Source organism: Sphaerisporangium aureirubrum, assembly GCF_042658925.1.
In the GTDB taxonomy this organism is placed as follows: Bacteria; Actinomycetota; Actinomycetes; order Streptosporangiales; family Streptosporangiaceae; genus Sphaerisporangium; species Sphaerisporangium aureirubrum.
The window spans coordinates 99,840-123,774 of the sequence record NZ_JBHSRF010000011.1 but is presented as its reverse complement, the minus strand read 5'-3'; the positions used below and the strand labels follow the sequence as shown (position 1 = coordinate 123,774).

General features: G+C 71.6%; 18 protein-coding genes and 3 tRNA genes. 8 read left to right on the top strand and 13 right to left on the bottom strand.

Annotation, left to right across the window (positions count from 1 at the left end):
* The first annotated feature begins 142 nt into the window (after positions 1-142).
* A complete protein-coding gene (locus tag ACFP1K_RS11325; protein ID WP_380750287.1) occupies positions 143-1,372 on the top strand; it encodes an acyltransferase family protein in 1,230 nt (409 codons plus the stop codon).
* 137 nt (positions 1,373-1,509) lie between these two features.
* On the opposite strand, the gene ACFP1K_RS11320 is transcribed toward ACFP1K_RS11325, so the two are convergent.
* The 3 genes from ACFP1K_RS11320 to ACFP1K_RS11310 all read right to left on the bottom strand — a co-directional run bounded on the left by ACFP1K_RS11320 (position 1,510) and on the right by ACFP1K_RS11310 (position 4,465).
* Positions 1,510-2,850 carry a Gfo/Idh/MocA family protein gene (locus ACFP1K_RS11320; protein ID WP_380750284.1) on the bottom strand — a complete coding sequence of 447 codons (1,341 nt, stop codon included), beginning with the start codon at positions 2,848-2,850 and terminating at the stop codon, positions 1,510-1,512.
* Positions 2,851-2,884: 34 nt separating this feature from the next.
* Positions 2,885-3,040 carry a hypothetical protein gene (locus ACFP1K_RS11315; protein ID WP_380750281.1) on the bottom strand — a complete coding sequence of 52 codons (156 nt, stop codon included), beginning with the start codon at positions 3,038-3,040 and terminating at the stop codon, positions 2,885-2,887.
* A gap of 327 nt (positions 3,041-3,367) precedes the next feature.
* Positions 3,368-4,465, bottom strand: coding sequence for a LacI family DNA-binding transcriptional regulator (locus ACFP1K_RS11310; protein WP_380750278.1), 1,098 nt, complete (start codon positions 4,463-4,465; stop codon positions 3,368-3,370).
* 417 nt (positions 4,466-4,882) lie between these two features.
* Here ACFP1K_RS11310 and ACFP1K_RS11305 point away from each other — a divergent pair, with 417 nt between their 5' ends.
* The 5 genes from ACFP1K_RS11305 to ACFP1K_RS11285 all read left to right on the top strand — a co-directional run bounded on the left by ACFP1K_RS11305 (position 4,883) and on the right by ACFP1K_RS11285 (position 10,601).
* The gene (locus tag ACFP1K_RS11305; RefSeq protein ID WP_380750411.1) at positions 4,883-5,764 is read left to right on the top strand and encodes a carbohydrate ABC transporter permease; all 882 of its coding nucleotides are present in this window, start codon (positions 4,883-4,885) and stop codon (positions 5,762-5,764) included.
* Between the two features lie 19 nt (positions 5,765-5,783).
* On the top strand, positions 5,784-6,632 hold the full coding sequence (locus ACFP1K_RS11300; RefSeq protein WP_380750407.1) for a carbohydrate ABC transporter permease: 849 nt from the start codon (positions 5,784-5,786) through the stop codon (positions 6,630-6,632).
* Positions 6,633-6,759: 127 nt separating this feature from the next.
* Complete coding sequence (locus tag ACFP1K_RS11295; protein ID WP_380750275.1) at positions 6,760-8,025, top strand: ABC transporter substrate-binding protein; 1,266 nt, start codon at positions 6,760-6,762, stop codon at positions 8,023-8,025.
* On the top strand, positions 8,022-10,094 hold the full coding sequence (locus tag ACFP1K_RS11290) for a hypothetical protein (RefSeq protein ID WP_380750272.1): 2,073 nt from the start codon (positions 8,022-8,024) through the stop codon (positions 10,092-10,094). Before ACFP1K_RS11295 ends, ACFP1K_RS11290 begins: the two co-directional genes overlap by 4 nt.
* Positions 10,095-10,235: 141 nt before the next feature.
* A complete protein-coding gene (locus tag ACFP1K_RS11285; RefSeq protein ID WP_380750269.1) occupies positions 10,236-10,601 on the top strand; it encodes an MmcQ/YjbR family DNA-binding protein in 366 nt (121 codons plus the stop codon).
* Between the two features lie 328 nt (positions 10,602-10,929).
* Here the strand turns inward: ACFP1K_RS11285 and ACFP1K_RS11280 are convergent, their stop codons facing one another.
* Complete coding sequence (locus ACFP1K_RS11280) at positions 10,930-11,877, bottom strand: SDR family NAD(P)-dependent oxidoreductase (RefSeq protein WP_380750266.1); 948 nt, start codon at positions 11,875-11,877, stop codon at positions 10,930-10,932.
* A 268-nt stretch (positions 11,878-12,145) separates the two neighbouring features.
* On the opposite strand from ACFP1K_RS11280, the gene ACFP1K_RS11275 reads away from it, so the two are divergent.
* Positions 12,146-13,027, top strand: coding sequence for a helix-turn-helix transcriptional regulator (locus ACFP1K_RS11275; protein WP_380750263.1), 882 nt, complete (start codon positions 12,146-12,148; stop codon positions 13,025-13,027).
* A 90-nt stretch (positions 13,028-13,117) separates the two neighbouring features.
* On the opposite strand, the gene ACFP1K_RS11270 is transcribed toward ACFP1K_RS11275, so the two are convergent.
* The 9 genes from ACFP1K_RS11270 to ACFP1K_RS11230 all read right to left on the bottom strand — a co-directional run bounded on the left by ACFP1K_RS11270 (position 13,118) and on the right by ACFP1K_RS11230 (position 22,512).
* Complete coding sequence (locus ACFP1K_RS11270; protein WP_380750260.1) at positions 13,118-13,918, bottom strand: hypothetical protein; 801 nt, start codon at positions 13,916-13,918, stop codon at positions 13,118-13,120.
* 96 nt (positions 13,919-14,014) lie between these two features.
* Complete coding sequence (locus tag ACFP1K_RS11265; protein ID WP_380750258.1) at positions 14,015-15,199, bottom strand: hypothetical protein; 1,185 nt, start codon at positions 15,197-15,199, stop codon at positions 14,015-14,017.
* A 120-nt stretch (positions 15,200-15,319) separates the two neighbouring features.
* Positions 15,320-16,264 carry a hypothetical protein gene (locus ACFP1K_RS11260; protein ID WP_380750255.1) on the bottom strand — a complete coding sequence of 315 codons (945 nt, stop codon included), beginning with the start codon at positions 16,262-16,264 and terminating at the stop codon, positions 15,320-15,322.
* 84 nt (positions 16,265-16,348) lie between these two features.
* Entirely contained in the window at positions 16,349-16,624 is a 276-nt protein-coding gene (locus tag ACFP1K_RS11255) for a nucleotide disphospho-sugar-binding domain-containing protein (protein ID WP_380750252.1), read from the bottom strand.
* Positions 16,625-17,626: 1,002 nt separating this feature from the next.
* Positions 17,627-21,109 carry a phosphatidylinositol-specific phospholipase C domain-containing protein gene (locus ACFP1K_RS11250; RefSeq protein WP_380750249.1) on the bottom strand — a complete coding sequence of 1,161 codons (3,483 nt, stop codon included), beginning with the start codon at positions 21,107-21,109 and terminating at the stop codon, positions 17,627-17,629.
* 373 nt (positions 21,110-21,482) lie between these two features.
* Positions 21,483-21,557, bottom strand: a tRNA-Val gene (locus tag ACFP1K_RS11245).
* A 17-nt stretch (positions 21,558-21,574) separates the two neighbouring features.
* Positions 21,575-21,645 (bottom strand) — tRNA-Cys (locus tag ACFP1K_RS11240).
* Between the two features lie 29 nt (positions 21,646-21,674).
* Positions 21,675-21,747: transfer RNA gene (locus ACFP1K_RS11235), tRNA-Gly, on the bottom strand.
* Between the two features lie 108 nt (positions 21,748-21,855).
* On the bottom strand, positions 21,856-22,512 hold the full coding sequence (locus ACFP1K_RS11230; protein WP_380750246.1) for an ACT domain-containing protein: 657 nt from the start codon (positions 22,510-22,512) through the stop codon (positions 21,856-21,858).
* A 302-nt stretch (positions 22,513-22,814) separates the two neighbouring features.
* Between ACFP1K_RS11230 and dusB the strand changes: the two genes are divergently transcribed.
* Entirely contained in the window at positions 22,815-23,927 is a 1,113-nt protein-coding gene (gene dusB, locus ACFP1K_RS11225; protein ID WP_380750243.1) for a tRNA dihydrouridine synthase DusB, read from the top strand.
* Positions 23,928-23,935 lie beyond the last annotated feature (8 nt).

The window sequence follows — 23,935 nt, the reverse complement described above, 5'->3', positions numbered from 1 at the left end:
CGGGCCCCACCCGCCAGCATCGTGCCGCCGCCGCCCGGGTTCAACACCCCCGTGCCTGCCCAGGGGTACCCCTACGAGCCCCCTGCCGTGATCGGTCCCGCCCGGCGGCGGAGCGGCGCGAGGCCCTAGTACATTGGCGCGTGTGCCGAGTGAAGAGGGTGGAGCGACGGCGCGGGTGACCACCGGCGGAGCGCGGCTGATGTGGCTGGACGCGCTGCGCGGGGTGGGTGCCATGGCGGTGTTCGCCGAGCACCTCGTCCCCTGGGTGATCCCCTCCCTGCGGTCCTACCAGTTCAGCCTCGGCATCTACGGCGTGCTGGTGTTCTTCCTGGTCAGCGGCTACATCATCCCGACCTCGCTGGAACGGCACGCCGACCCCGGCGCCTTCTGGATCGGGCGGCTGTCGCGGCTCTACCCGCTGTACCTCGCGGTGTGCGCCCTGGTGCTCGCCGTGGGACCGTGGGTGCCGCCCCGGCCGAGCGTGGTGGCGGACCCCTCCGCCGTCCCCGCGCACGCCACGATGCTGCTGGACGTCCTCGGCGTCGGCGGGCTGGCCGACACCATGTGGACGCTGTCGTACGAGATGGTCTTCTACCTGCTGGTCACCGCGCTGTACGCCGCCCCGGGCCGCGCCGGCGGGCGCTTCCCCGCGCCGGCCGTGCCGTTCGCCGCCGCGGCCGTCGTGGCCGGGCTGGTCCTTTCGGGGCCGCCGCTGTCCGGCACGTGGCTGCCGTGGGCGGCGGGCGCGGTGTTCGCCGCCGGGCTGGCCTGCCTGATCGCGGGCCGGTTCCAGGTGGTGGCGGCCTACGCGCTCGGGCTCATGGCGCTGGCGCTGCTGGTGCTGAGCAGCAGGGTGCCGTGGTTCGGGCTGGCGGTGGTGGCCGTGATGTTCACCGGCACGGCCCTGCGGCGCTGGGAGGAGGGGCGGGGCGGGCTCTGGCCGGTCGCGCTGAGCGCCGCGCTGGTGGTGCTCGCGCCGGTGAACGCGCCCCAGGCCGGGTGGTGGTGGGTCCAGCCGGGTGTGTGGATCCTCACGATCGCCCTGGCGGCGGCGACGTTCGCGGGCGGCATGGCGCTGCGGCGGCGGCGCCTGCCCCGGGTCCTGGTGTGGCTGGGGGCGATCAGCTACTCGCTCTACCTGGTGCACCACCCGCTGCTGAAGTACTTCGTCGAGATCACCGGCGACCTCCGCCGGGCGCCGCTGCCCACCCAGGTGCTGACGGCCGTACTGTTCACCGCCGCCGTCCTGCTGGCCGCCACCGTCACCTACCGGCTGGTCGAACTGCCCGGCCAGGCGCTCGGCCGCCGCCTGATCGCCCGCCGCCGTGCCGCGCGGGCCGTGCCGTCACCGGTGACGGCCGGGACCGAATAGGCGGCCGTCCACGGGACCGCACAGCCGGGGCGGGGCCGTCCGAAGACCGGCCGCCGGGACCGGATGACCGGTCACCCGCGTGGCCCCGGGCCGTCAGGAGTGGGGACGGCCCGGAACCCGCGGGTGACCGGAGCACTTCAGAGGCGGTCGCCGAGGTCGAGGATGTCCGGCACCCGCACGGCCGCCCCCGTGGCCAGCGACGCGTTCGCCGCGAGGCCCGTGAGCAGGGACAGCGCCCCGTCGCGCTCGGTGGCGCCCCGCCCGAGCGGGTCGGGCGCGGTCACGGGGGAGAACAGCGCCGCCGTCATCCGCCCGTCGGCGCCACCGTGGCCGTCGCGCGTCTGGTCGCCGAGGTCGACGTCGTATCCCTGCCGCCAGAACGGGTGCACCCGCAGCTTCGCCCAGCCCTGCTCGGCGGCGGCCTCCGCGCCGTGCAGCGACGCGCCCTTCGGGCCGTGGTCGCGCGGCTCGACGTGGTCGTTCTCCACGACCTCCAGCTCCAGCCGTCCCCTGCTGCCGTTGAACATCACCCGGTAGCCCTCCCAGGGGGAGTAGGCCGTCAGGTGGTAGCTCATGGTGGCGCCGGTGGAGTAGCGCACCACCACCGCCAGGTCGTCCTCGATGGTGACGCCCGGCGCGAAGACGTTCTGGTCGCGGTGGTAGCCGTCGTGCTCCTCGGCCTCCAGGTACAGCTTCCGCAGCCCCTCGGCATCGGCGAGATGCAGCGCGAACGGGTCGCCCGCGGCCTCGGCCGACCCGTGCGCCCGGTCGTAGTCGCGCGCGTAGCCGTGCCGCCGTCCCTGCTCGCCGTAGAAGAACAGCCGCCCCTCGGCGTACACCCGCTCGGGGACCGCGCCGAGCCACCAGTTGACCAGGTCGAAGTGGTGGGTCGCCTTGTGCACGAGCAGCCCGCCGGAGTTGGCCTTGTCGCGGTGCCAGCGGCGGAAGTAGTCGGCGCCGTGCCGGGTGTCGAGCAGCCACTCGAAGTGGACCGACCCGACCTCGCCGATCTCGCCGCCCGCGAGCACCCGGCGCACCGCCTCGTGCACCGGGTTGTAGCGGTAGTTGAACGTCACGGTGACCCGCCGCCCGCTGCGCTCCACCGCGTCCAGGATGGCGCGGCAGCGCTCGGCGTCCACGGTCATCGGCTTCTCGGTGACGACGTCCCGCCCGGCGTCCAGCGCCGCCACGATGTACGCGTCGTGCGTCCGGTCGACGGTGGCGACTAGGGCGACGTCGACGCGCTCCTTGTCCAGCATTCGCAGGAAGTCCGCCGCGTCGTAGGCGGCCACCGGGGGCAGCCCGCGGGCGGCCAGCGCCTCGTTGTGGTACCGCGTGCGGGCCGGGTTGGTGTCGGCCAGCGCCACCAGCTCGCTGTGGTCGGCGTGGTCGCCGGTGAGCGCCCGGACGAACATCTCGGCCCGCGCGCCGGTGCCGACGATGGCGTACCGCGTCCGGGACGGTGAGCCGCTGGACATGCTGCCTCCTTGTGAACGGGGGTGTGGGGGACGGCTAGCCCTGGGCGAGGTGCTCGCGCAGCACCTCGGCGAGCCCTTCGCGGCGGGCGCACTCGGCGAACGCGAAACCGCCCGCCAGCCGTCCGGCCTCGTCCGGGGTGACCCCTTCGAAGCACCGGGCGAAGTCCCGCACCAGCGGCTCTGCCAGCAAGATGTGCCGGACCAGCAGGTTGACGTAGTCGCGCCGCCCCCAGGGGAAGGGCTCGAAGCCGGGGAACGTTCAGCCCGAGGGAGGCCAGGTAGCGGGCGTCGGCGGCGTCGAAGAAGTCGGTGAGGAACCGGTCGAAGAAGCGGGTGTACCCCTCCTCGCCGAGCACCGCCCGCAGCGCCGCGCGGTGCGCGGACTCGGTGCCGGGGTAGCCGGTGATGAAGTTCTCCATGTTCATCCACCCGCCCAGGCCGACCCCGGCGAGCGTCACCGCCGCGCCGGACTCGTCGGTGAGCCGGTCCCCGCGGACGCCGATCCACGACCCCCCGCTCAAAGGACCCTCCTGGTCCCGGCCGCCGGGCCGGTGCTCTCGCGGACCAGAAGCCGCGGCTGGAAGTGGACGTTGTGCCCGCCGGGCTCGCCGTTCATCAGGCCCCACAGCCGGCCCCACGCCTGCCGCCCGAGCTCGTTGCGCGGGATGGACGCGGTGGTCAGCGGCGGGTGGGTGTACCGCGCGAACGGTATGTCGTCGAACCCGGTGACCGAGACGTCCCCCGGCACGGCGACACCCAGCTCGTGCAGGCCGCTCAGCGCCCCGAAGGCCACCATGTCGTTGTACGCCACGATGGCGCTCGCGCCGGTCGCCACCGCCGCGCGGGCCGCGGCGTAGCCGTCGTCGAAGGTCGCCCCGCACGGCAGCTCGGTCAGCGTGAACCCGGCCCCGGTGGCCGCCGCGATGCGCAGCGCGGCCAGGCGGTCCCGGTTGGACGCGCTGCCCCCCGGCCCCGACAGGTACGCCAGGTGGCGGTGGCCCAGCGAGAGCAGGTGGTGCACGATCTCGCGGATGCCGGCCGCGTAGTCGACCGACAGCGACGGCACGGTGGACCCGGGGATCTCCCGGTTGAGCAGCACCAGCGGCGCGAGCCGCTCGGCGAGGGCCCTCAGCTGCGGCTCCGGCACCCTCGGCGAGGCCAGCACCAGGCCGTCGGAGCGGCGCCGCGCCTCGATCGCCAGGATGGACTCCTCCTCGACGATCTCGTTGGACTCGGCGACCAGCAGCCGGTGGCCCGCCAGGGCGGCGGCGTGGCTCAGCCCCCGCAGCACGTCCTGGAACATGGGGTTGGCGAGGTCCGGCACGACGAGCGAGACGGCGCTGGTGCGGCCGAGCGCGAGGCTGCGCGCCACGGGGCTCGGCTCGTAGTTCAGGGCCTCGGCGGCGGCGCGCACGCGGGCGGCCAGCTCGGGGGCGACGGTGGCGGTGCCGTTCATCACGCGGGAGACGGTCGCCCGGGAGACCCCGGCGGCGTCGGCGACCCTGCTGATGGTGGCCTTGGTGTGGTCGGGGCGCCCGCCGCGCCTGCGGACCGGGCGCGCGAGTGGCTGCGCCGCGTCGTCGCCAGTGCCGCGGTCTCCGGTCCCCAGGCTCATCTTCGACTCTCCCGGCACGTCAGGTGCGCTTCGCGTTGGAATGTGGGGCGGCGCCGTGGCTGCTCAGGGCCTGGCCCAGGCGGTCGCCGCCCTGAAGATACCGGTTTCCGATAAGTTTCGGCAACCGGTTTCTCGGACCAGTTCCCGGCAATCCCGCCGGACATTTCCGCACTTCAGTGTCTTGCTAACGAATCGTTGACAGTGGATGTTGGCTCTGTTAGAAACTGGTTACCCGCCGGGCGGGGGCTTGCGGCGATACGAAAAAGAACGTCAGATCCATGTCCGGCGAAGGGTGACTTGATGAGCGAACGCGTCGGCGTACCGCCACCCTCCACGGCCGGTGTCACCACCATCACCCCCCTCCCGGACGGGCCGTCCGGGCCGCCGGCGGCGGCGCGCCGCCCCCGGCGCGAGCGGATGTCGGTGGTGCGGCGGGAGGGCCGGGCCGGGTATCTGTTCCTCGCCCCGTGGTTCATCGGGATGGCGGTATTCACCATCGGGCCGATCCTCGGCTCCCTCTATCTCTCTTTCACGAAGTATTCGCTGGTGAAGCCGCCGGTCTGGTTAGGCCTGGACAATTACCGGCGCATGCTGGAGGACCCGCGGCTGCACCAGTCGCTGCTGGTCACCTTCAAGTACGTGTTCGTCTCGGTGCCCGTCCAGCTGGGCCTCGCGCTGGCGCTGGCGATCGTCCTCAACCGGGGCGTGCGCGGGCTCAGCTTCTACCGCTCCGTCTACTACCTGCCGTCGCTGCTCGCCGGGAGCGTCTCCATCGCGATCCTGTGGCGGCAGATCTTCGGCGCCGACGGCCTGATCAACCAGTTCCTGGCCCTGATCGGCATCGAGGGGGTCAGCTGGGTCTCCCACCCCGACTTCGCGCTCGGCACGCTGATCGTGCTGAACGCCTGGACGTTCGGCGCGCCCATGGTGATCTTCCTGGCGGGCCTGAGACAGATACCGGTCTCCTACTACGAGGCGGCCGAGGTGGACGGCGCGGGCACGATGTCCAAGTTCTTCCACATCACCGTCCCGCTGCTCACCCCGATCATCTTCTTCAACCTGGTGCTGCAGATGATCGGCGCCTTCCAGAGCTTCACGCAGGCGTTCGTGGTGAGCGGCGGCGAAGGCGGCCCGGCCGACTCCACCCTGCTCTACACGCTGTACCTCTACCAGCGTGGCTTCCGGTCCTTCGACATGGGTTACGCCTCGGCGATGGCCTGGGTCCTCCTCGCCGTCATCGCCCTGCTGACCGGGCTCAACTTCCTCCTGGCCAAGCGGTGGGTGTTCTACGGTGACTGAGACGACGGCGACCGGCGCGATGGCGCGGGAGCGGGACGGCGGCGGCCGGTCCCGGCGGCTGGGCAAGCACGTCCTGCTCATCGCGTTCGGCGTGGCGATGCTCTACCCGCTGCTGTGGATGGTGTCCAGCTCGGTCAAGCCGACCGAGCTCATCTTCCGCGACCCGTCCATCTGGCCGACCGAGCTCGACCTGCGCAACTACGTGGACGGCTGGACGGCGCTGCGGCACCCGTTCCACTTCTACCTGTTCAACTCCGCGGTGATCGCGGTCGCGGCGGTGATCGGCAACCTGCTGTCCTGCTCGCTGGCGGCGTACGCGTTCGCCCGGCTGGAGTTCCCCGGCCGCAAGCTCTTCTTCGCGCTGATGCTGTCCACGCTGATGCTGCCGATCCAGGTGCTGATCATCCCGCAGTACATCCTGTTCGCCCAGCTCGACTGGATCAACACCGACCTGCCGCTCATCGTGCCGAAGTTCCTCGCGCACGACGCGTTCTTCATCTTCCTGATGGTGCAGTTCATCCGTTCGCTGCCCCGTGAGCTCGGCGAGGCGGCCAGGATCGACGGCTGCGGCCACTTCCGGATCTACTCGCGGATCATCATGCCGCTGGCCCTGCCGGCGCTGGCGACCTCCGCGTTGTTCACCTTCATCTGGACCTGGAACGACTTCTTCAGCCAGCTCATCTTCCTCACCGATCCCGACATCTACACCATGCCCGTCGCGCTGCGGTCGTTCATGGACGGTCAGGGCGAGACCGCGTGGGGCCAGTTGTTCGCCATGTCCATCGTGGGACTGGTCCCCATCTTCGGCTTCTTCCTGGCAGGGCAGCGCTATCTGACCCAAGGGGTGGCGACGACCGGCTTCAAGTAGCACCCCCCGAGTTACAAGCACGAGCCGGTCTTGCTCGCGCAGTTGTGGTTAAAACGTTTAAACCATCGATTAAATCGAGGGGAAAGATCCCATGGGAAGCGGATTGTTCGGAGCCAGGGGCCTAGCGGTGGTCTGCCTCGCTGGGGCGCTGTTCGCGGCCGCTGGCTGCGGCGGCGGCTCACCGGAGGGCGGCGACGGCCCGGTCGAACTGCGGTTCGGCTGGTGGGGCAACAACGACCGGGCGGCGGCCACCCAGCGCGTCATCGACGCGTTCCAGGCCAAGAACCCCGGCATCAAGATCAAGGGGGAGTTCACCGACTTCAACTCCTACTTCGACCGCCTGGCCACCCAGGTCGCGGGGAGCGACGCGCCCGACGTCATCACGCTCGGCGGCGCCTACCCCCGCGAGTACGGCGACCGGGGCGCCCTGCTCGACCTGAGCACGGTGAGCGCCGACCTGAAGACCGACAAGATCGGTGAGGCCGCGCTCGGCAACGGCAACTTCAGCGACACCCAGTACGGCGTGCCGACCGGCGTCAACGCCATCGCGCTGATCGTCGACCCCGTGGTGTTCGAGAAGGCCGGAGTGCCGCTGCCGGACACCGAGACCTGGACCTGGGACGACTTCAAGCGCATCGCCAAGGAGATCGCCGACAAGTCCCCCGAGGGCACCTACGGCCTGGCCGACCCCACCCGCACCGACATGCTCGACGCGTTCTCCCGCCAGCGCGGCGAGGCCCTGTACACCGCCGACGGCAAGGTGGGCATCGGGCAGCAGACGCTCGTCGACTGGTGGAACATGACCATCGAGCTGCGCGACGCCAAGGCCACCCCGTCGGCCTCCAAGACCGCCGAGCTGATCACCCAGCCCGCGCCCGAGCAGTCGCTGATCGGCCGCGGCCTGGCCGGGATGCAGTTCGACTGGAGCAACCAGCTCACCGCGCTGCGCAAGGCCTCCGGGCACCCGCTGGAGCTGCGCCGGGTGCCCGGCGAGACCGGCGCCAAGCAGGCCGGCATGTGGCTGCAGGCGTCCCAGCTGTACACGGTCAACGCCAAGTCCGAGCACCCGAAGGAGGCGGCGAAGTTCGTCGACTTCCTGGTCAACAGCCCCGAGGCCGGTGAGATCATCCTCAACGACCGCGGCGTCTCGGCGAACTCCGACGTCCGGGCCGCCGTCCAGGCCAAGCTGAGCCCGGACGACGCCGCGCAGGTGAAGTTCATCGACGAGCTGACCCCGAAGGCCGGCCCCCCGCTGGTCATCGGCCCGACGGGCTCCACCGACACGCCCAAGATCCTCGACCGGATCAACGCCGAGGTGCTGTTCGACAAGCGCGCACCGGCCGACGCGGCGGCGGAGTTCATCAAGCAGGTCACGGCGGTGATCGCGCAGTGACCGAGACCGGGGGAGGTCCGGGGATCGATCGGCGGGCGCTCGCCGGGCGGCACGCGGTCGAGGTCACCTCGATCGTGCCGGCGTCGCCGCTCTCGGTGGGCAACGGCGAGTTCTGCTTCACCGCCGACGTCACCGGGTTGCAGACGTTCCCGGACCTCTACCCGGTCGCCGACCCCGGCGGGGGTCCACCCGGGACGCTGCTCGGCACCATGTCCTCATGGGGCTGGCACAGCGTCCCGGGCGAGTACGACCTGGGCGCGACGTTCCGGGCGTACCGGACGCCGCGCGGGCCGGTGGAGTACCCCGACATGCGCGGCGAGCTGACGGGGAACACCGAGAACCCGGCCTCGGCCGCGGAGTCGTGGCTGCGCAACAACCCGCACCGGCTGGACCTCGGCCGGATCGGGCTGGTGCGCGACGGCGGCGTCCCGCTCACACCCTCGGAGCTGAGCGAGGGGCGGCAGCGGCTCGACCTGTGGACCGGCGCCCTCACCGGGCGGTTCCTGCTGCGCGGCACCCCGGTCGGGGTCACCACCGTGTGCCATCCCTCGCGGGACGTGCTGGCGGTGCGGATCGAGTCCGCGCTGCTGGCCGAAGGGCTCGCCGTCCGGCTCGCGTTCCCCTACGGGTCGGAGTCGTGGAGCAACGCGGCGGACTGGTCCCGGCCGGACGCCCACACGTCCACGCTGCTGCGCGCCCGCGACGGCGGCACGGTCGAGCGGACACTGGACGGCGCCACGTACCGTGTGGCGCTGGCCACCTCGCCCGGCGCGGAGATCGTGCCGGGCGGGCCGCACGAGTTCCTGGTGCGTACCGGCGCCGGGGTCCTGGAGCTGGTCGCCGGGTTCGGGCCCGGCGTCCTCGGCGACCTGCCCACCGTCGCGGAGACCCTGGCCGCGGCCGAGGGGCACTGGTCGCGGTTCTGGGGCACCGGCGGCGCCGTCGACCTGTCGGGCGCCGACGACGAGCGGGCGTCCGAGCTGGAACGCCGCGTGGTGCTGTCGCAGTACCTCACCGCGATCCACTGCGCCGGGTCGTACCCGCCGCAGGAGACCGGGCTGATGTGCAACAGCTGGCGGGGGCGCTTCCACCTGGAGATGCACTGGTGGCACGGCGCGCATTTCGCGCTGTGGGGGCGCGCCTCGCTGCTGGAACGCGGCCTCGGGTGGTACGAGACCATCCTGCCGCGAGCCGTCGGGACCGCCCGGCGGCAGGGGTACGCCGGGGCGCGCTGGCCCAAGCAGGTCGCCCCCGACGGGCGGGAGAGCCCGAGCCCCATCGGGCCGTTCCTGGTGTGGCAGCAGCCGCACCCCATCCACCTGGCCGAGCTGGTGCGCCGGTCCGACGCCTCGGCGCTGGAACGCTACGCGGACGTCGTGTTCGCCACCGCGGCGTTCATGGCCGACTTCGCCGTGAAGGGCCCCGGCGGCTACGCGCTCGGGCCGCCGCTGGTGCCCGCGCAGGAGTCGTACGCCGGGGACCGCGACCGGCTCACCAACCCGGTGTTCGAGCTGGCGTACTGGTCCTGGGCCCTCGGCGTCGCCCAGGAGTGGCGCCGCCTGCTCGGCCTGGACCCCGAGCCCGCCTGGGAGGCCGTCGCCACGGGCCTGGTGCGGCCGCACGTCAGGGACGGCGTCTACACCGCGGTCGACGTTCCGCCGTACACCCTGCTCGACGACCACCCGTCCATGCTGTACGCCCTCGGCGTCGTGCCGCCCACCCCTTTGGTCGACCCCGGCGTCATGCGCGCCACCCTGCGCCGGGTGCTCGCCGAGTGGCCCTGGGAGACCACCTGGGGCTGGGACTACCCCGCCATCGCCATGACGGCCACCCGCCTCGGCGAGCCGGGCCTGGCCGTGGACGCGTTGCTCATGCCCGTCACCAAGAACCACTACCTCCCCAACGGCCACAACCGCCAGACGCCGTCCCTGCCCGTCTACCTGCCCGGCAACGGAGGTCTGCTGTCGGCCGTCGCGCTCATGGCCCGCGGCTGGGACGGCGGCCCCCCCGCTCCTGGCTTCCCGTCCGGCTGGCCGGTGCGCCACGAGGGCCTGCTTCCCCTGCCGTGACCGGCCGGTGCCCGGCTGATCACGGGTCGCGGCGCGTCGAGCGCCGTGACGGGATCGCATGGTCCTCCCCGGTCACGTGCCCCGTTTTCTGTCGGTGGGGTGGCGTAGGGTTCCCTCGACTCGACAGGGAAGGAGCCCAGGGTGGGTGACGAGGACGTGCTGACACGAGTGCGGGACATCTGCCTGTCCCTGCCCGAGGCCGAGGAGCGTTCGTTCGGCGGCCACACGGCCCCCTCGTTCCGCGTCCGCGACAAGCTGTTCCTGATGACCAGCGAGGACGGCACGTACATGACCTTCAAGGCCGCCCCCGGCGTCCAGGAGGCCCTGGTCACCTCCGCCCCCGACCGCTACTTCGTCCCCGCCTACGTCGGCCACAAGGGCTGGGTGGGCGCCCGCCTGGACACCGGCCAGGACTGGTCCGAACTCGCCGAACTCATCGAGGACAGCTACCGCATGATCGCCCCCAAACGCGTGGCGGCCCTTCTGGACCAACGCCGGCCGGAGTAAATCCCGCATCCGCCATGGTCGCCAGGCTCGGATGACCGGTGGGCTCGGGTGGCCGCCGGCCTTCAGGCGTCGGCCGGCCTTCGGGTCCACCGGTCCACCGGCCTTTGGGTCCACCGGCCTTTGGGTCCACCGGCCTTTGGGTCCACCGGCCTTTGGGTCCACCGGCCTTTGGGTCCACCGGCCTTTGGGTCCACCGGCCTTCGGGTCCACCGGCCTTCGGGTGGCCGGGCCATGGGACTTCCGGTGGTTGTTCGGCTCCCGGTGGTCGCTCGGCTCCCGGCGGTTGCTCGGTTCGGGGTGGTTGCCCGGCTCCGGGGGTTCTCCGGTCTCAGGAGTAGTGGCCGCCGACGTGGTCCACGGACACTTCCCACAGGTGTGCGGCCGCCTCGGGGTCCAGTGCGTGGGGCGCGACGCCGCGGTAGGTCTCCGGCCGGTGGGGGAGTGCTTCGGCGCAGTCCTCGAAGTAGCGGCCGCCCACCCCTTCCACCAGGGGCGACGCGGCGAGCAGTACGGAGGTGGCGGCGCCCTGCTGGGGGGTCTTGAAGGTGTAGAGGCCGCTGTTGACGGCGCCGTCCAAAGCCTCCTCGCTCAGGTGGCGGGTCAGGTTCGTCTCCATGATGGCGCCGGGGTGCACCGCGTTGACCGTGACGCCGTCGCCGGACCAGCGCCGGTTCGCCTCCACCGCGAACAACACGTTCGCCGTCTTGGACTGCCCGTAGGCGACGGCCGGGTCGTAGGGGCGGGACCGGAAGTGGATGTCGCCGAAGTCGACCGGGGCGCGCAGGTGGCCGACCGAGGTGAGCGACACGACCCTGGACCGCCCGGCCGCCGCCAGCGCCGGGTACAGCCGGGTGGTGAGCGCGAAATGACCGAGGTGGTTGGTGGCGAACTGCAGCTCCCAGCCCTCCGGCGTGCGCAGCTCCGGCGTCATCATCACCCCGGCGTTGTTCACCAGGATGTGCAGCGGCCCGTCCCACCACGCGGCGAAGGCCGCCACCGACGCCTGGTCGGCGAGGTCCAGCCGCGCGACCCGCAGGTGCCCGTTCCCCGTGGTGGCGGTGATCTCCCCGGCCGTGCGCCGCCCCGCCTCCACGTCCCGCACCGCGAGCGTCACCTCCGCCCCCGCCCCCGCCAGCGCCCGCGCGGTCTCGACCCCGATCCCGGAGGCCGCCCCGGTGACGACGGCCCGCCGCCCGGTGAGGTCGACCCCCGCCAGGACCTCCCCGGCGGTCGACTCGGCGGTGAACGGCGTGGTGACGCGTGTGATATCGGTCATGAGAAATGCCTTTCCGTGATGGCTGCGCACTCCGCGGTCATGCCGGGTCCGGGCCGCCCGTCTGAGGGCCGTCCGTGCCGCCGAGGGGACGCGACCTCGCTCTCCGGCCCCCCTGAGCCGGGTGTCACCCTTCAAGCAGACCACCGCCGCCACCCCCGCCCACCCCGCCGGCCAGGCAAGGTCGTACCAGGGGTACGGGTTACCGGGGGTCCAGCAGACCCCCCCACGGCCGCCGGCGCACCACCGCCCCGGTCCTACCCTGTACACCATGGACGACCGATCCACCGGGCCCGAGGTGAACACCGACCTCCGGGACTTCCTGCGGTCCCGTCGCGCTCGGATCACCCCGGCCGACGCGGGCCTGCCCGACCAGCGCGGTCCCCGCCGGGTGGCCGGGCTGCGCCGCGAGGAGGTCGCCCAGCTCGCCGGGGTGAGCGTCGACTACTACGTGCGCCTGGAACGCGGCCGCAGCCTCCACGTCTCCGAGGCCGTGCTGGACGCCGTGGCCCGCTCCCTGTGCCTGAACGACACCGAACGCGACCACCTGTTCGCCCTGGCCCGCCCGGCCCGCCGCCCCCGCCGCCCCGCCCCGCCGCAGCGGGTGCGCCCCGGCCTGTTCCGCGTCCTGGACACCCTGAGCGGCAACCCCGCCATGATCATCGGTCACCGCCTGGACATCCTGGCCGCCAACGGCATGGCCCGCGCCCTGTACACCGACTTCGAGGCCCTGCCCCACCGCGACCGCAACCTGGCCCGCTACATCTTCCTGGACGAGTCCGCCCGCTCCCTGTACGCCGACTGGGAGGCCGCCGCCCGCCGCGTCGTGGCCGCCCTCCACCTGTACGCCGGCCGTCACCCCGACGACCCTCGCCTGGCCGAGCTGATCGGCGAGCTCTCCGTCCACGACCACGACTTCCGCCGCTGGTGGGCCGACCACGACGTCCACCGCCACAGCAACGGCACCAAGCTCTACCACCACCCCCTGGTAGGCGACCTGACCCTCCACTACGAAGCCCTGACCCCCACCACCGATCCCGACCAACTCCTAGGCCTCTACACCGCCGAACCCAACACCCCCTCCGACCACGCCCTCCGCCTCCTGGCCAGCTGGACCGGCAACCCGTCCCCCACCCCCCCAACCAGCGGCTGACCCCACCACCTCGCACATTCCACCCCCGGCGCATCTCATCGCCGAACAAACCCCGTCCGGCCGAGGTGGATGGGCCCACCCGTTGTCGTTTCACACCCCGAATCTGACGGCGGACGCCGTCACGGGGCGGCAGTCTTCGACGGCTGTCGGGGGGCACTCGTACCACGTTCCGACGAGGTTGTTGTAGAAGCGGGCGCCGGGGGCGGCGGTGGTGACGAAGGGCTTGCCGTTGTCGAGTACCTCGACGGTGGTGCGCTCACCCTGGACCACGAGGTCGAGTGAGATCACCCAGGTGACGGTGCCGCTGCCGGTGGTCGCCGTGATGTCGAAGATCTCGGTCTCGCCTTTCGCCAGCGTGAACCCGAACAGGTCCTTTCGCCCGGGCACCCCTGACGAGTACTTCGCGGTCGGATCCAGGCCGTCGAGGCTGATGGCGATGTTCCGCGGCTCCGCCTCTCCCTGGCCCGCGCCGCACCCGATCGCGGTGCCGCCCTTCGGCGCCGTGGCCCGCTTCACCACCCGTGCCCGCATGTTCTCGATCAGCACCCCGGCGTCCGTACGGCCCTGCACGATCACCCGGAACATCGTGGTCGTCCGGCTGACGCCTCCATGGCGCTTCACCCACTTGACGATCTCCCCGCACTCGGACGGCAGGGGCGCGGCGGGCCGCAGCCCCGCGGGCATGACGTATTCGACCGCCGAGGTGGTGAACGAGGGAATGGTCGGCGGCTCGTCGTTCACGTTGACCGCGATCGGCCGCACCGGTTCCCGCTCGGTGAGCACCCGCGTGACGTAGTAGGTCACCACCGTTCCGATCACCCCGGCCACCACCGTCGAGACGACGAACACCGACCCGCGCCGGAACCGGGATCCGGCCCGGCGATCGGACACCTGGCTCTCCCCGGTCTCGCCGGGGACGCTCGCCCGTGCGCGCCCGGCCGGCTGCCGCCTGCCACGAGCCTTCTTCCGTGTCACCGGCGCCGCCTCTCACTCAGGAAAACTCAGGACGGAAAGCCTGCCGCCGGACCTCGCCCCGGTCTCCACCGCTCTGACCAGAGCGGCACCACCGGCCATCGGCTGCAGTTCGACGATCGCCGACGGCGGCCCGGAGAGCCCCGCCCTGCCGAGCGGCCTGCCGGTGCGGGCGTCCCACGCGTATCCCTGGACGTTCACGGTGAACAGCCGGGAGCCGTCCAGGGAGAACTTCAGGACGGTGAGCGGCCCGTACCCCTCGGCCGACAACCTCTCGTACGGTTCGCCGTCCGGCGGCCCGGGGACGTGCCAGGCGGCGATCTCCCGGTCGGTGACGGTGTCCCAGACCGACACCTGGCCGCTGAAATCGCCGAAGGCCACCAGCCTGGCGTCCCGGTCGATCGCCATCTGCGTGGCCCGGCAGCCGCATCGGACGAACGTGATCTCACCGTCGCGCGGCAGCCACTTCCAGTAGCCGAGCGCCGAGACCCCGACGCTCCGGTCTCCCGCGCTCGTCACGGCGACATGTGCCGGAGGGCTCTCGGCCTCCGGGTCGTCCAGCTTCACCAGGGGCGTCAGGGGAGGGGAGAGCGACTCCCTGGCACCCGCCACGGTATGCACGGCCAGGCGGTACGGGTCTTCCGTCACGCCGGCGAACCTGGACGCGTCCCGGCTGAACTCCGGCCGCGTCAGACCGGCGGGCGGCACGCGCGACGTACGGCCGGCGAGATCGAAGACAGCCGTGCGTACGGGCCGGCCGTCCGTCCCCTCCGCGTAGATCATCGCCCGGCCGCCGGGGGAGAAGTCGGCGACGTCGACGTCGGTGAACCCGCCGGAGTCGTTCGTGACCTCCCGGGTGAGCACCGGCGCCGCCCGATCGGCGGCGAACACCCGCAACGTCAGCCGGCTGGAGTTCTCGTCCATCCAACTGGCCACCGCGACGTACGCCCCGTCGTCCGAGGCCGCGATCTCGTACGCGAGCCGTACCACCTCCGGCGGTATCCGCCGGACCACCGCGAGCGCCCGTTCCCCCGCCGCCCCCACGGGTCCGCCGCCCTCGACCCGCGCCGGCCCGGTGGCGATCGGATCGGACCCAGGCAGCACGACGGGCTCCGCCGGCCGTCCGCACCCCGCCGCCGAGGCCGCGGCCAGCATGAGCGCGGCAGCGGCCCGCGAGACGTGTTCCCAACGCCGTGACATCGCCGCCCCATGAACGCCTCGGGATCGCCGCGGGCTGACCGCCCTCCCCTCAATACCTATTCCATCGGCGAGCTCTTCACCATCGAGGTGCGCGAGTTCGTCTGCTTCGCCGACGCCGGATCAGCGGGACGTGAATGGCGCGGCGGGCGTGCCGCGCCGCCCGTGCGTCCGGCCGGACCGGTCTCCCCGCGATCGTGGACCCCTGGCCCGGCCCGTGGCGCCGCCGCGGAGCTCCAGGGTCAGCGTCCGGAGCCACGGCTCGGAGAACGCGGGCTCGGCGGCCAGGTGCCGGGCCATCGCGGCGCGGACCTCGCGGGTACGGCCGAGCTCGACCAGGGCGGCGGCCTCGGCCAGGGCCGCGGTGGCCTTCTCGTCGTGGCGGGGGACGGTGACGGTCTCGTCGTCCCACAGGGTGCGGCGGAACGAGGGGGTGATCTTGTGCTGGCAGTCGCCGAGGTAGTGCCACAGGGCTCCGGGGATCGACACGTTGGTGACGGCGCTGCGGGGGAGGTCGCGGGGCCATGCAGCCTGCTGCCACCAGCGCCAGGTCTTCGGGCTGGTCCTTTTGCGTGAGGTGGCGCCGAGGAAGCGGAGCTTGAGCCGGATGACCTCCCACGGCTCCCGCTCGTCGGCGATCCAGTCCCGCAGCAGCCCGTACAGGTTGGCGAAGGTGCGGCCGTCGCACACCAGATCGGTGAAGACCATCGGCCGGGTACGCCGCGCCAGCCGGTACGGGCAGACCCCCATCGCCTCCAGGTTGACCCGCAGCTGCCGCACCTCGTGGGGGAGCAGGGGATCGTCGTACCGGTAGGAGAACGGCAGCAGCCGCACCCGGTCGCGTCGTGCCGTGCCGGCCAGCGCCCCGGAGAGCAGGTCGAAGACGCTGTCCCCGGAGCGCCCGACGAAGCGGAGGTCACCGTCGCCGCTGCGCGCCAAAATCTTCGCCGCGCACTCGACCAGCTCCTCCAGGAACACCGGGCGGGCCTCGGGCACCCCGTCCAGCAGCGTCCCGAGCTGATCGCGGCGAACCAGATCCCAGCGGAACGGCCGGTACGGTGTCGTCACCACACCATGGTCACCGAATCGCTTCCCGCCCGGCATCAGGTTTTCCGCCGGCCCGCCGGGAGGCGGACCGGCGGAGGCACAGGCTCAGCGCAGGAACGACTCCACGGCGTCCGCGGCCCGGTCCACGCCCCCTTCCGGCCGCACCTCGGCCCGCAGTCCGGCCACCCGTGCCGCGACCTTCGGCGACCCGGCCACCGACTCCACCGCCGCGCGCAGGGTCGCCGCGTCGACCTCCTCGGAGGCCAGCCGCACCCCGACGCCGAGCTCCTCCAGCATCGCCGCGTTCCCGAACTGGTCCACGGCCTGCGGAATCGCCACGGTGGGCACCCCGTACCAGAGCGACTCGGCGCACCCGCCCATCCCGGCGTGCGTGACGAACGCCGAGGCCGCGTCGAGCCGGTCTCCGTCATCCGCGCCGGGTCCAGGCAGGGCCCGACGAACCGCACGTGCGGTCCCACCCGGGCGGCGTGCGGCTGCATGGCCCGGGGAATCAGCGAGAGCACGTGCTCGGGCCGGGAGATCCACTCCCAGGCGTCCAGCCGCACCCCGTTGTCCCGGAGCCACGCGCCGAACGCCGCGTGGTAGGCCCGGCCCGGCTCCGACTCCCGGATGGCCGTGATCGCCTCCCCGAGGTCCTCCTCGTAGCCCTCCCAGGCGACGTACGCGGGCGACAGCTGCACCGCCGGCACCCCGTGCCGCACCCCCAGCAGGGGCCGCCGAGGCCGCCGATGTCGTACAGCACCAGGTCGGGCCGGTCCCCGTCGAACGTCTCGGTCAGGAGCGGCCACACCGCGATCGCCTCGTCGAGGAAGACCCGCATCGCGGTCGCCGGGTCCTCCGGCCACTTCTCGTCCCCCAGCGGGAAACGGGACGGATGCCCCACGACCCGCGCCCCGGTGGGCTTCACCAGCCCGCGCAGCGGTTCCCCCACGACGTAGCTGACCCGGTGCCCCCGGGCGACGAGTTCCCTGACGACCCCCAGGGAGGGATAGATGTGACTCGGCGCGGTGCAGCCGGCCATGACGATGTGCTTGCGAATACGCATGAATGCCTGCCGGAATCTCGAGTGGGCACACTCAGACGGCGCGCAGGAGAAGGACCCCGGACGTGGGGCCGCTCAAAGGGGCCGCCCGATCCACGGGCAGGCCCTGCGGTCACGCCGTCTCAGGCGCGGCGCATGCGAATCGAATCGATCATGGGCTCGATCCTAACCCGGTCCGGCCGGTGCGGTCATGGCGGGGCCCCGGGGGCACGGTCGTGCCCCGGGGGCACGGTCGTGCCCCCGGGGCCGGTCTGTCCTCTGCCGGTCGTGGTGGCCGGCGGGGTGCCTCGTCGCTGGATCGGCCGGCTCGCGCCGGGCGGTCAGCTCGCGGGGCCCACCAGCTTCCACGGCTCGTTGTCGGGATCGGTGCCGGTGCCCGGGGCGTTGCCCTGGGTCCACCACTTGGCCTTCCAGATCTTGCCGTTGTAGGTGACGGTGGTCTGCTGCACGGTCTGGGTCTCGGGGTTGTAGATCGTGGCGGCGTTCCAGGCCGGTGCGATGCAGCCGGCGGTGGCCGGGCCCCCGCTGGCCGAGGCGCCGCGCGCGTTCTCGCTCGCCAGCGAGTACGACGCGCCGCCGCTCCTGATCACGGTGTTCACCGGGCCGGTGGCCGGCAGGTAGTAGATGATCGGGACGTCCAGCGACTGGCCGGGCGGGATGAGCTGGCAGTAGTCCAGCTTGAGGATGACCCGGTGGAACGGGCCGCTCAGCCCGCCGACGTTGGAGCCGGTGTGGCCGGCCTGGACCCGCCACCGGCCGCCCTGGGCGTAGGTCTGCCAGTCGCCGTCCTTGACCAACGCCGGGGTGGAGGTGGGCAGGTCGAAACTGATCTCGGTGTCGGCCGGGCCGCCGAGGTGGGACGACATCTGGTTGGTGATCCGTACGACCGGCGTCAGGGGCCACAGGCTGGCGGCGTCGCCGGGGTAGTTCACCAGGTCGACCCTGACGTTCAGCGTCGAGCTGGGCGGGGTCACCGAGCTGCCGGCGCTGCGCGAGTCGCCGTAGCCGCCGGCGTCGGCCAGGCCGGTGTGCAGCCGGTCGGTCATGGTGTAGCCCATGCCGCACGGCGTGCTCGCGGTGACGTTCCACGGGCATTCGTAGTCGCCGGCCAGCTCCCACATCATCACGCCGCCCGCGCCCTTGTCCTTGACGTAGCCGGTGATGGCGTCCAGGCCCTGGTGGTCCTCGGTGGACAGGAACGTCTGCTTGGCCTGGTTCCACAGCCACGAGGTCCTGGTGGTCTCGTCCCAGTGGCGGGTGTACGTGCCGGTCAGCTGGTCGTCGGGGTCGGTGGGGCTGAGGCCGACGTTCGGGGCGTACGCGGGCCGGATGTTGCGCTCCAGGTTCTTGGCGTGCCACATCGGGTTGAATCCGGCGCCCAGCTCGTTGCCCGGCCCGTCCACGTCGTGCCAGATGTTGTCGATTCCCTTGGCGCCCTCACCGCACGGCCGGGAGATACCGGTACCGGGCTCGCACGGCTCCGACGACACCGAGGTGCCCCACATGCCGTGGTTCCCGCCGGTCACGCCGGTCCAGCCGCGGGTGTAGTACGGCACGCCGATGTTGATCCGGCCCGCCTGCATCGCACCGCGCAGGTAGTTGAACGCCCAGTCGGTGTTGAAGTAGCCGATCTGCTGATATTCGGGGGTGTTGTAGAGGTCGGACAGCTCGGGGTCGTTCCCGTCGTCGTACAGCGGCGCGTTGGGGCCGACCACGTTGTTCCAGGTGCCGTGGAAGTCGTACGCCATCAGGTTGGTGAAGTCCTGGTAGCGCAGCGCCTTCTGGTTCTCCATCCCGCGCACCACGTACCCCGACGCCGAGGCCGCCGAGGTCAGCAGGTAGTACCGGTCGTCGCCGGCGCCGGCCTGGTCGAGCTTCTCGCGCAGCGTCTTCATCAGCGCGGCGTAGGCGTTGGGCAGCCCGGCGCGGCGCGGGGCGGCGGTGCCCCAGTCGTTGGGGTTGCCCCCGTCCGCCAGCGAGGTCGGGTACTCGAAGTCGATGTCCACGCCGTCGAAGCGGTAGGTCCGCAGGAAGTCCACCGCCGAGTCGGCGAAGGTGTTGATGCCGGCCTGGTTGACCGAGCCGTCGGCGTTGGTGGTCATCGCGTAGAACCCGCCGGTCTCGGCCCAGCCGCCCACCGAGATCAGCGTCTTCACCCGCGGATGCAGCTTCTTGTACTTGGCCAGCAGGTTGAAGTGGCCCTTGAAGGTGAACTCCGGGTCCATCTCCGCGCCCGCCACGCCGGGCCATTCCATCCCGGTCGCCGGGTTGGACGCGTCGTTCGCGCCGACCGAGATCTGGTTGTTCTGCACGTTGGCGAACGCGTAGTTGATGTGCGTCAGCTTCGACCACGGGATGTTCGGCACCAGATAGCGGGGCCCGTTGCCTCCGGTCCGCCAGCTGCTGAAGTAGCCGACGACGCGCCGGGTACGGCCCTGGCCCAGCCACTCACGGCCGTCGCCCTGGTAGACCTTGCAGTACTGCGCGGCGACCCCGGCGGTCCGGACCATCCCGTCCGGCCGGCAGGCGGAGTGGTCGGCCGGCACCCCCGGGCGCGGGCCGCCGTCGTCACCGCCCGGGTGCTCCTCACGCGGTTCGCCCACGCCGCCGTTGGTGGAGTGGTCGAGGCCGCGCGGATTCCGCTCGATGATCTCGTCGACGATGGCCCTGCCCGGGAAGTCCATCATCATGACCCCGGTCCGCTTGATCGCCGGGGTGTCGCATGTGTTGTTCTGGCCGGTCAAGCACCGCAGGACGAACTCGTTGACACCGAGCTCCAGGGACCAGCCCGCCGCGACGGTGATCGGCCACGCCCCCGCGCTGGAGCCGTTGGTCCAGTTGTAGTACATCTTGCCGGCGTTGGGCTGATTGGCGTCGCGGCAGTCGGCGGTCTGGTTGGTCCGCTCCAGCTGCCACTTCACCAGGTTCCGCTTCATCGGGATCTGGCCGATGGTGTCCAGGCCGTAGTCGTTCTGCACGTAGCAGTTGGGCTGGCCGTCGTCGGCGGGCCAGCGCTCGTAGTTGAGCTGCTCGAGGCCCTTGCCTCCGTAGTTGCCGCCGCCCACGCCGGCGAAGTTCACCAGGACCACCTTGCCGCGGACGGCGCTCAGCGTCGGCACGGCCGCCTCGCCGAAGGCGGAGGGCTGCCAGAACAGGCTGGTGTGGGCATGGAGGTAGTCGTCCAGGACCTCCCTGCGCCGTTGCTGCTTCATCTCGTTGGTGAACGAGGGCACCATGATCGGGGGTAGACCGGCACCGGGGAAGATCAATTCTCCGGGATCCGTCGGGTCGTCGTCGACACACGAGAAGGTGCTCTCGTCGCACTCGGCCTTCACGTTGAGCAGAATCGTCTCGCTCGGATGCGCCGCCAGGAAGGTGCTCATCTCGCGGATCACGTCGTCGAAGTTGGCGTGCAGATATTGCGCCCCATGATGGACGGCGAACTTGGCGTTGTCGTTCTCGTCGGGCACGATCCTGACCCGGATGTCGATGGCCCGGATGCCGGCGCCCAGCTGGAACGCGAGCGACTTGCCGCCCGGCTGGCCGTTCTGCTCGTGGTTTTCCTGAGTCTCCACCGCGTCGCCGCCGTACACGGCGAGGGTGTCGTGCGTACCGGGGACGGACAATTCGGCCAGGCTCGTGTGCTCGGGCACCTGGGCCATCCAGTCCGGATACTTGTTCGCCTCCAGGCTCTTGATGTGACTGGGCTCCGCGTTGGCTGGGCCGCCCTGCCCGATCACCACGGACATGCTCGTGGCCATGAGCAGGGCGAGGGATAACGAGAGTCTCCTACTGGTGCGCAACCGTCTCTTCCTTCCGATCGAGAGACGCGTCCGCCGGAGATGGGCCCATGAACGCCGCCATGCCACGTGAGACCAGGGCCGGGGATCGATGCGACTGTGGCCGGGCTGTCGCCCATCCGGCGGACCGCGCCGTGCGTGTCCGACGGGGACGAGCGTGACACCGGCCTACCTGCGATCGAATCCGTGACTCCCTAGCCCACCCCCTAGGCGCACCCACGGGCCGGGAGCCCGGTGGACCGCCGAAGCACCGGGGGAAGGTGTGCTCCGAGGACGGGGCGCGCCCGGAAAAGCGCGAAAGCCGGGCTCCCGACGGAGACCGGCCTTGGTGATCGTGATTCCTTGATCCGCTTGCTTGGTTCGAGCAAGGGAGACGTGGTGGGCGATACTGGGATTGAACCAGTGGCCTCTACCGTGTCAAGGTAGCGCTCTCCCACTGAGCTAATCGCCCCGGATGGTGCTGGGTTGAGGTGGAGACGGGATTTGAACCCGTGTACGCGGCTTTGCAGGCCGCTGCCTCGCCTCTCGGCCACTCCACCGGGTCAGGTCCCTGCTTCGGACCTCTCCGAGCGGACGACGGGATTCGAACCCGCGACCCTCACCTTGGCAAGGTGATGCTCTACCAGCTGAGCCACGTCCGCATGACTTTCGCGCGCGACCTTGGGTGGTCCCGGCGAACGAGATGGAACTCTATCGGGTTTTTCGTGGCTGTGCCTAACCGGCGGGAGAACGGAGCGTGATCGGCGTGGTCAGCCGGTTTTCGAGCCGCGGAAGGGGCGGGAGAGGCTGCGCTCCAGGGCGGGGAGGGTGAGGAAGATCTCCAGGATGCGGGTCAGCCGGTGGACCTCGATGCGGTGGAAGGGAGGCCCGTCGGTGCGGGCCAGCAGGAAGGTCAGGGCCAGCGGGGGGAGCGGGGCGGCGATGACGTGGAGGCCGTCGTCCATGGTGGTGGCCTGCGGGCGGGGCGGGGTGACGGCGGGGAACGTGACGTTCTCGGGGGCGCGCCAGCTGCTGTGGACGAGGGTGCGCGGGGGCTTCTCGGTGGCGGCGGCGGCCCAGTCGGCGCTGAACAGGACCGGCAGCGAGTCGATCAGGGTGGCCAGCGCGCGGTCGCCCGCCGTGGTGATGTACTTCAGGACTTCCAGCTCGGGGTAGGTGCCGGGGGCCTCCCGGGTGGCCCAGACGCCCTCGACGTTGATGCCGGGGACGCCTTGCAGGGCGTCCACCAGGGTCTGGCGGGTGGCGGAGTCGGGCCAGTGGACGGTGAGGTCGTCGACGGCGCGGCCCTCGCCGCGTTCGAGCACGGTGAGCTGGATGATGTCGGCGCCCGCGATGCCGAGCACGCGTGTGACCTGGCCGAGCGAGCCCGGCCGGTCGGGGAGGGTGATTCGCAGGCGCAGGAGCATCCACCGGCCTCCGGATGTCTGGATCTTGCCGTCTTCGGCGGCTCGTGATCCCAGGGTAGCCATTCGTGTCCGGCGGGCCGGCGGCGGGTCCCGCAACATTGTGCGGTCACTTTGCGGCAAAGCCTGGTCGTATGAATCGGTTTCGGGAGGCCGGGAAAAGCTGGGAGAGTCGTAGAGAGGCGAGGGGGGCCGAGAGGGTTCGGTAGCACCGGGGGGAGCCGGGGGTGGAGTCCGCGTGGATGGGGTCAGCGGGGTTTGGGCCAGGAGAGAAGTCAGGTTCGGGTTCGGGTAGAAATTACCGAGTGAAGATAGGCACGTTCGAAGTGTGGCCTCCGGTGGTACTCGCACCGATGGCCGGAGTGACCAACACGCCGTTCCGTACATTGTGCCGGGAGCAGGGCGGCGGGCTGTTCGTCTCCGAGATGATCACCAGCCGGGCGCTGGTCGAGCGGAATCCCAAGACCATGGCGATGATCCGCTTCGGGGAGGCGGAGACGCCGCGAAGCCTCCAGCTGTACGGGGTCGACCCGGAGACCGTCGGGAACGCGGTGCGGATCGTCGCCGAGGACGGGCTCGCCGATCACGTCGACCTGAACTTCGGGTGCCCGGTGCCGAAGGTGACGCGGCGCGGCGGCGGGGCCGCGCTGCCGTACAAGCGGGAACTGCTGCGATCCGTGCTGCGGGCGGCCGTGACCAACGCGGGCACGTTGCCGGTCACCATGAAGATGCGCAAGGGGATCGACGACGATCACCTGACGTACCTGGCCGCCGGGCGGATCGCGGTCGAGGAGGGACTGAGCGCGATCACGCTGCACGGGCGCACCGCCGCGCAGAACTACGGCGGGTCCGCCGACTGGGACGCGATCGCGCGGCTCAAGGAGGCGGTGCCGGAGATCCCGGTCCTCGGCAACGGGGACATCTGGACGGCCGGCGACGCGGTGCGGATGATGACGCACACCGGGTGCGACGGCGTGGTGATCGGCCGGGGCTGCCTCGGCCGCCCATGGTTGTTCCGCGACCTGGACGGCGTGTTCAGCGGCGCCCCCGGCTCCGCCGTGCCCACCCTGGGCGAGGTGGCCACGATGATGCGCCGCCACGCCGGCCTGCTGGTCGAGTACTTCGGCCGGGAGGCCCAGGGCCTCCTGGACTTCCGCAAACACGTCGGCTGGTACCTCAAGGGCTTCACGGTCGGCGCCGGCCTGCGCCGCGACCTGGCCACGGTCAGCACCCTGGCCGAACTCGGCGACCACCTGTCCCGTCTCCCCGCCGGCCAGCCCTGGCCGGGCCTCGCCGCCGACGCCCCCCGCGGCACCTCCGCCGGCCGCACCCGCGTCCACCTGCCGGACGGCTGGCTCGACGACCCCGCCGACCGTGCGGTGCCCGTGGACGCCGAACTGGACATCTCCGGCGGCTGACCTCCAAA

What these genes read in the sequence shown, in the direction of transcription:
- ACFP1K_RS11280 (WP_380750266.1), bottom strand. Translation starts at nt 11,877, where the DNA reads ATGACCGATATCACACGCGTCACCACGCCGTTCACCGCCGAGTCGACC.
- ACFP1K_RS11275 (WP_380750263.1), top strand. Translation starts at nt 12,146, where the DNA reads ATGGACGACCGATCCACCGGGCCCGAGGTGAACACCGACCTCCGGGAC.
- ACFP1K_RS11265 (WP_380750258.1), bottom strand. Translation starts at nt 15,199, where the DNA reads ATGTCACGGCGTTGGGAACACGTCTCGCGGGCCGCTGCCGCGCTCATG.
- ACFP1K_RS11300 (WP_380750407.1), top strand. Translation starts at nt 5,784, where the DNA reads ATGGCGCGGGAGCGGGACGGCGGCGGCCGGTCCCGGCGGCTGGGCAAG.
- ACFP1K_RS11305 (WP_380750411.1), top strand. Translation starts at nt 4,883, where the DNA reads ATGTCGGTGGTGCGGCGGGAGGGCCGGGCCGGGTATCTGTTCCTCGCC.
- ACFP1K_RS11310 (WP_380750278.1), bottom strand. Translation starts at nt 4,465, where the DNA reads ATGAGCCTGGGGACCGGAGACCGCGGCACTGGCGACGACGCGGCGCAG.
- ACFP1K_RS11255 (WP_380750252.1), bottom strand. Translation starts at nt 16,624, where the DNA reads ATGGGCGGGTGCGCCGAGTCGCTCTGGTACGGGGTGCCCACCGTGGCG.
- ACFP1K_RS11320 (WP_380750284.1), bottom strand. Translation starts at nt 2,850, where the DNA reads ATGTCCAGCGGCTCACCGTCCCGGACGCGGTACGCCATCGTCGGCACC.
- ACFP1K_RS11230 (WP_380750246.1), bottom strand. Translation starts at nt 22,512, where the DNA reads ATGCTCCTGCGCCTGCGAATCACCCTCCCCGACCGGCCGGGCTCGCTC.